The sequence below is a fragment of the Actinomadura sp. NPDC023710 genome (genome assembly GCF_040639875.1).
Lineage (GTDB): Bacteria > Actinomycetota > Actinomycetes > Streptosporangiales > Streptosporangiaceae > Spirillospora > Spirillospora citrea.
On record NZ_JBFAGB010000098.1, the window covers coordinates 1 to 5,158 of the forward strand.

Below are 5,158 nucleotides of genomic sequence, written 5' to 3' on the forward strand. Positions count from 1 at the left end.
GGCTGGGCGGAATGCGGGTCGTGGTGCGCTGGGTGGGTGCCGGATCGAACCGGCTGAGGTGCTCTCACAAAACCTTCCGTACTGTCGCTGGGGTGTGGGTGCAGGATGCGCTCGGGGGAAACGACGGGCCCCGGCGCCAAAGGGCGGCGCCGGGGCCATGAGGTACAACACCATCTATCCGGCGCTGTGGCCGGTCTTTGTCCACGCCGACCGCCACAGGCGGGGGCGCGGGGATCGCGGATGCGTGACCGTAGACCACCGTCCAATCTGTGGGGCTGCGGTTCCCGCGCGACGTGACTGGAGCCGCTGGCGGGCGATCCCGATGGTGCCGAGACCCTCCTTCCGTGTCTTCCCTGCCTGCATTACCTGAGTTGTTGACACTTGCGTTCGTACTGCCGGCGGCCCGTTGGCCGCCTCCTGCGAGGCCAGCTGCCGGAGTCCCTTCCACTGCTGTGACCCCGGCACGCCCGGCCCGCGTCATCCATCTGTACGGGCAGTTCGTCCTCTGCCGCGTCTGCTGGACTTGTTCCTCTTCGATGACAGGAACAGTACCCCAACCCGCCGCGAAAATCTATCTCGACTGGCAGAGATTTTCGGAGGTCAGCTGATGCGATTGACGGCCCGGAGGGCGGACCTGCGCCAGGGGCCGCGTTGAGGGCCCCGGCGGCGGTTTCAGCAGGTGAGGTGGGGTGATGGCGTGGTCCAGGGTGGCGGTGACGTTGATGTGCTGGTCCAGGCCGGTGCGGCGCAGGATCCGACGGCACGGGCCCAGCGACCTGAAGCCCCGAACCACCGTGCACAAACTGTGGCTGGATCATCTTGAGCTGTGCTGTTGTCTCCGCTGTCCGTTCCATCATTCAGTTCCCCCATGGCGGCGGGCCTGATTGCGACGTCGGCACTACTCTTGGTAGCCACGGTGGGTGATGAACGATTTCTCTTCGGCCACGGGGGCGGCACGGAGTCTCTTATCGGGGTGTGGAGGTCGTGGTCGGTGGGGCCGGCGCCGCTGCGGCAGGCTGACCGGGCTTGCCGTCGCGCTGCCGCCGGGGCAGATGGTCGTCGCCGTCGTGTGAGCTGAGCCGGGCGAGGTCCTGCTGCAAGTCCATGCTGACAGTGAACGCGCAGCGGATCAGCCCATCGGCCGGCACGCTGAAGTCCAGGGGCCCGCCGTCCGCGGGTAGATGGGGCCGGTGTTCCGGCATCGCAGACCACTTTCTGAGACGGCAGTCGGCGGCGGGGGCCGGCAGGAGGAGCCCCGGTGACCAGGACGGCGATGGTGGGAGGTCAGGAGTGTGCGGGGGTGTGGGAGTGCACCAGCAGGACCGGACTGTGCCGGTTGGTGTCGGTGATGCGGTCGTCCGGCTGCGCGGTGAAGCCGAACCCGGCGGCGAGCAGGATGTCAGCGATCGTGCTGAACATCACCGCGGTGATCCGGTCGTGCCGGGCGTCGGGATGAGCCCGGGCGTACTCGGCGTCCAGGGAGTGAAAGACCTCTACCTGGTCGCCCCGGCCGCTCAGCCGGAACCCGCCATCGAAGGTGTCGGGCCACTGCGCGGCCTCGGCGACGTCCAGGCCCTTGAGACCTGCGGCGTCCAGAGTCGCCCACACAGCCGCCGACAGATCCTTGCCCGCAGGAGTGTAAACACCCATGCCGGCCACTGTAGACACCAGACCGCACCGGCCCGCCACGCCCCCTTGGCCCGCCCGCACAGGAACCGCAAGTCAACAGGCGCCCCAGAAGCAAAGCGCATGGGCAGCGATTGCCAGCGGGAGAACCGCTGGCTATTCCGGCCGGGCCTGACCTCGAGGCTCATCAGGTGGGGCAGGTAGCCGACTCAGCGTTCCATGCCGGTGTCGGTCTGAGGCGTGAGTTGAGGTGTCCGCCGAGCCGCCGTGACCGGCCCCGCGGAACCGGAGCGGCCGCGGCCGCACCTTCTTCGAGGTCGGGCAGGCCGCCGTCGCCCGCGCCCTGCACACCGCCCGCCGCGCCCTTCCCCCAGGGCCCGAGCGCACCGCGATCCGCCACGCCCTGGACGACCTATCTGGTCATCTGGCTCCGATCGGACGGCGAGCCAGTGGAGCACGTCGGCCGGACACCGCCCGGCATGTTGTCTGATCCATCCACCGGTGGTAACGTGGCGGTAGTTGCAGTTGTGGTTCCCATGAGCTTATGTGCGCCTGCTGGTACTCACCTCAGGCGCATTTTCTGTTTCCCCGGTAGTCCGTCCGGATGGGGTCATTACGGCGACGCGTGGCTCACAAAGTGTGGGCTCCGTAATTGCCTTTCGGAAGGGACGAGTATGACCACCGGCACCGTGAAGTGGTTCAACGCGGAAAAGGGCTTCGGCTTCATCGAGCAGGACGGCGGCGGCAGCGACGTCTTCGCGCACTACTCCAACATCGCGGCTCAGGGCTTTCGTGAGCTCCAGGAGGGCCAGAAGGTCCAGTTCGACATCACGCAGGGCCAGAAGGGCCTGCAAGCGGAGAACATCGTTCCCGCCTGAGAACCGAACAGTGCAGTGCCGGGCCCACACCTGAGCCCGGCACCCCGCCTGCCGGCAGGAGACAGTCTTCCTGTCGGTGCCCGCGTCTGAGCTTTCAGGGGTGTAGCCCTTCTACGGCGTTCCGCCATTCGGCTCCCCCGAGTACTCGGCTGCGGGTTCTCGGCTGCACAGCACCGCTCAGCCCAGAGCCCGTCCTTCAGCCGCCTTCCGCGGTATCACGCGACGCCCTTTTCGGCTTCGGTGTTGCTTCGCGGTTCACTTTGGTTCGTTCTTGCGATCGCTCCGGCCACGGGCTGTGGAGTCTTCCTCGAAACGTGCCCACTTCAAGGAAGGCCTTGCACATGACCCATGGCACCCGTCCGTCTCAACGTCGCTTCTCTCACTCGCCTACCAGGGCCTCGCGCCAACCGGCCGCCCGGCGGCAGAACGACTTCGCGCTTCCCGTCAGTTCCACGCCGCCGCTGCCTCCGGCCGCGTCGTTCGCCGAGTTGGAAATGCCGGCGGCCCTGCTGTCCACATTGACTCGACAGGGGATGGCGGAGCCGTTCGCCATCCAGGCCTCGACGCTTCCGGACGCGTTGAACGGCCGCGATGTCCTCGGCCGTGGACGTACCGGCTCGGGAAAGACCCTCGCCTTCGGCCTGGCGATGCTCGCCCGAAGCGCCGGTCGGCGCGCCGAGCCGCGTAAGCCGCTGGCCCTGGTGCTCGTACCGACTCGCGAACTGGCCGTGCAGGTCACCGACGCCCTCATGCCCTACGCCCAGTCGCTCAAGCTTCGGTCGGCCACCGTTGTCGGCGGCGTATCGATCTCCCGGCAGGCCGCCGCCCTCCATCGCGGCGCGGAGATCCTGGTCGCCACCCCGGGACGGCTCACGGACCTGATCAACCGGGGCGCCTGCAGCCTGGAGCACGTACGCACCACCGTCCTGGACGAGGCGGACCAAATGGCCGACATGGGTTTCCTGCCGCAGGTCACCGCGTTGCTCGACCAGGTCGCCCCAGGTGGTCAGCGGATGCTGTTCTCCGCGACGCTGGATCGCAATGTCGACCGTCTGGTCCGGCGCTTCCTCACCGACCCGGTCGTCCACTCGGTCGATCCGTCGGCGGGAGCGGTGACCACCATGGAGCACCACCTGCTGCACGTCACGGAGGCGGACAAGCAGGATGCCACCACGCACATCGCCGCCCGCGACGGCCGCGTCATCATGTTCGTCGACATGAAGCATGCCGCCGACCGGCTGACCCGCAACCTCCTGAGCAGCGGCGTACGCGCAGCGGCACTGCACGGAGGCAAGTCCCAGCCGCAGCGCAACCGTACTCTGGAGCAGTTCCGCAACGGAGACGTCTCCGTCCTGGTCGCCACGAACGTGGCCGCGCGCGGCATCCACGTCGATGGACTGGATCTGGTCGTCAACGTCGACCCGCCCAACGACCATAAGGACTACCTGCACCGAGGCGGCCGCACTGCACGCGCGGGCGAGTCCGGCACCGTGGTCACCCTGGTGCTGCCCAGGCAGCGCCGTGAGATGGACCGGATGATGGTGACGGCCGGCATCACGCCGCGCTCCGCGCGGGTGCGGTCCGGCGATCCCGAACTCAACCGCATCACCGGTGCCCGACCGCCCTCCGGCATCCCCATCACCATGTCCGCTCCGGCCTCCGAAGGACGGCGAGACAGCGGGGCCGGGCGTAACCGCCGTCCCGCACGAAACCGCCGCTCCCAGCGATTCGCGACAACCGAGCGCGCCGGCAGATAGGCAACCGGTCGACGCTCGCGGCACTTCACCGCGGCGCGTCGCGCCAAGGCGACGGCGAGGAGTCGGGGGTGGACGGCAACGGGCCGGCCACCCCGCGGCTCAGCCGGTCGCCCGTGGCCCCCGTCGCCGGCCGGCCCACCTCGAGAAGCGTCGGCAATCCTGTCCCTGCCGAAGACTTCATCCATGCAGGTCAAGCGCCATGTTCGTACTCATTGAGGATTCCGCCCAGCCGTTGTCTTCTTCGGATGTTCAGGTGGGCGATCTGGTCTGGTTCGGTGATCGGTGGAGGCAGCGGGTTCAATGGGCGTGCGTTGGTGATGCCCTGGTGAGGCCGATGCTGGTTGTAGAAGGTCTCGAACTCGCGGAGGGCGTGGAGCAGGTGCCGCTGGTTCCAGATCAGCGTGCGGTCGAGGAACTCCCGGCGGGAGGTCTGCACGCACCGTTCCGTCAACGCGTTCATCCTGGGCATCCGAACCTCGGTGAGCACCGTCGATGACGGCATCGGCAAGGATCGCGTCGAACAGGTCGGGGAATTTGCCGTCCCGGTCGCGGATCAAGAACTGTGCCCGGCAACCCGCGTCCTCCAGGTCCATGACCAGGTTCCGCACCGCCTGCGTCACCCCCACCGCGGTCGGATGAGCGGTGGCGCCCAAGACTCGGACGCGGCGGGTGTGGTGCTCGATGACCGCCAGCACGTACATGCAGGCGCCGGTGAGGGTCACAGTCTGGCACGCCACCGAAGCCGAAGCCGGCTGGGGCGCCTGGGCTCTCCTACACTCCACCGGCTACTGACGGCCCTGGCTGGTTCCCGAACTCGACAAAATATCTGCCCCGTCGATCATCAAACGGTGCCCTGGCCATCGATGAACGGTGCCGCTTCTCGATGGCACGGCCAGG

5 protein-coding genes are annotated in these 5,158 nt (G+C 67.9%); 3 read left to right on the forward strand and 2 right to left on the reverse strand.

The window, feature by feature from the left end:
* Positions 1-1,284: 1,284 nt before the first annotated feature.
* Positions 1,285-1,650 (reverse strand): hypothetical protein, encoded by a 366-nt coding sequence (locus tag AB0H37_RS44855; protein ID WP_360618832.1) that lies wholly within the window; start codon positions 1,648-1,650, stop codon positions 1,285-1,287.
* Between the two features lie 650 nt (positions 1,651-2,300).
* On the opposite strand from AB0H37_RS44855, the gene AB0H37_RS44860 reads away from it, so the two are divergent.
* Both AB0H37_RS44860 and AB0H37_RS44865 read left to right on the forward strand, forming a co-directional pair.
* Positions 2,301-2,504 carry a cold-shock protein gene (locus tag AB0H37_RS44860; RefSeq protein WP_089315009.1) on the forward strand — a complete coding sequence of 68 codons (204 nt, stop codon included), beginning with the start codon at positions 2,301-2,303 and terminating at the stop codon, positions 2,502-2,504.
* Between the two features lie 341 nt (positions 2,505-2,845).
* Entirely contained in the window at positions 2,846-4,261 is a 1,416-nt protein-coding gene (locus AB0H37_RS44865) for a DEAD/DEAH box helicase (RefSeq protein WP_360618833.1), read from the forward strand.
* A gap of 190 nt (positions 4,262-4,451) precedes the next feature.
* Here the strand turns inward: AB0H37_RS44865 and AB0H37_RS44870 are convergent, their stop codons facing one another.
* The gene (locus AB0H37_RS44870; RefSeq protein WP_360618834.1) at positions 4,452-4,721 is read right to left on the reverse strand and encodes an integrase core domain-containing protein; all 270 of its coding nucleotides are present in this window, start codon (positions 4,719-4,721) and stop codon (positions 4,452-4,454) included.
* Positions 4,722-4,740: 19 nt separating this feature from the next.
* On the opposite strand from AB0H37_RS44870, the gene AB0H37_RS44875 reads away from it, so the two are divergent.
* Positions 4,741-5,158 (forward strand): hypothetical protein (locus tag AB0H37_RS44875; protein WP_360618836.1); only part of this gene is annotated, 418 nt, incomplete at its 3' end.